We start from the raw sequence: 1,381 nt of genomic DNA, 5'->3' as shown, positions 1-1,381 counted from the left end.
GGTGGATTCAACAAATCGTCGCAACGCGGGGGTTGTTGGGGTCGTCGTTCAGCAGGTTGGTGAAGCGCTCGGCTGGGGATTCCCAGCCGAGCGTCTTCCTGGGTCTGGCGTTCAGCTCGGCGGCTGCGGCGGCCAGGTCTTCCTTCGTGTACCTCGACAGGTCGGTGCCCTTGGGGAAGTACTGCCGTAGCAGTCCGTTCGTGTTCTCGTTCGAGCCCCGCTGCCACGGACTGTGCGGCTCACAGAAGTACACGGGCACGCCGGATGCCTCGGAGAAGGCGTAATGATGCGCCATCTCCGCTCCCTGGTCCCAGGTCAGGGAGCGCTTCAGGTGCGGAGGGAGGTCCTTGACGGTCTCCAAGAGCGCTTCTTGGACGAGCCGGGGATTATGGCCGTCGGGGAGGTGGACCAGCAGCGTGAAGCGGGTGCTGCGCTCAACCAGTGTCCCGATGGAGGAGCCGTGTTTCGCTCCGATGATCAGGTCGCCTTCCCAGTGACCGGGGGTGGATCGGTCGGCGGGCTCGAAAGGGCGCTGGCTGATCATGACCATGGGGTGGGTGAAGCGTGGCTGCCGCTGGTCAGGATGCCGACGCCGCTTTCGCATGGAACGACCGGTGCGGAGTCGCCGGCTGATCTCGCGCGACAGCCCGCTCCTGGCCTGGGCGTACAGGGCGCGATAGATCGTCTCGTGCGTCACGTGCATCTCCGGGTGCTCCGGGAACTGCCGGCGGAGGACGCTCGCGATCTGCTCGGGGCTCCATTTCTCGTCCAGACGCATCTGGACGAAGTCCCGCAGGTCAGGGCAGGTGTCGATCCGCCGCGGCTTGGGCCGCGCCCGCCTCGTCGCAGCGCGCTGGTGCGCGGCGAAGGGCCGGTAGTACCCCGGGTGGCTGGGCTTGAGATTCGTATTGCTGTTGCGGCGGATCTCCCGGCTGATGGTTGACGGGCTACGCCCCAGCTCGGCCGCGATCGACCTGATGGATCTCTTTTCCCGCCGCAGGTCAGCGATCCTAATGCGCTCCTCCTCGGACAGGTAACGTCGGGAGATCGACCGTCCTCGCGCCGACACCCCGGCCTCCCCAAGGGGGTGGGGGAAGAAGGTCAGCGTCTCGCCCGTGATGGGCTGGATCGCGGGCCGTGTCCGCTTGCCGGGCCGCATCGTGGACTTGATCCGGGCGCTGCGTCCGTTCCGCCACTCTCGCCCGGTCCTGGGGTTGATACCCACGATGCGGCTGGCCTCTGCGTTGCTCACCCCCTGGCCAACGAGCTCAAGGAACTTCTGTCGCTCCTCGGCCAGGGGGCGGCCTGGCCCGCCCTTGTAGATCCCTTGCTTCATCGCATTCCCGTAGCTCGGGCGTTGCGACGTTCATTAGAACCCAAG

General features: G+C 66.5%; 1 protein-coding gene. It reads right to left on the bottom strand.

Annotation, left to right across the window (positions count from 1 at the left end; all coding sequences use genetic code 11):
- Positions 1–7: 7 nt before the first annotated feature.
- On the bottom strand, positions 8–1,252 hold the full coding sequence (locus tag ACL02R_RS30000) for an IS30 family transposase (protein ID WP_412800113.1): 1,245 nt from the start codon (positions 1,250–1,252) through the stop codon (positions 8–10).
- Positions 1,253–1,381 lie beyond the last annotated feature (129 nt).

It is taken from the genome of Streptomyces sp. MS19 (genome assembly GCF_047200595.1).
In the GTDB taxonomy this organism is placed as follows: Bacteria; Actinomycetota; Actinomycetes; order Streptomycetales; family Streptomycetaceae; genus Streptomyces.
Note: the sequence above shows the minus strand (reverse complement) of the source record. Positions and strands in the feature narration are given on the sequence as shown.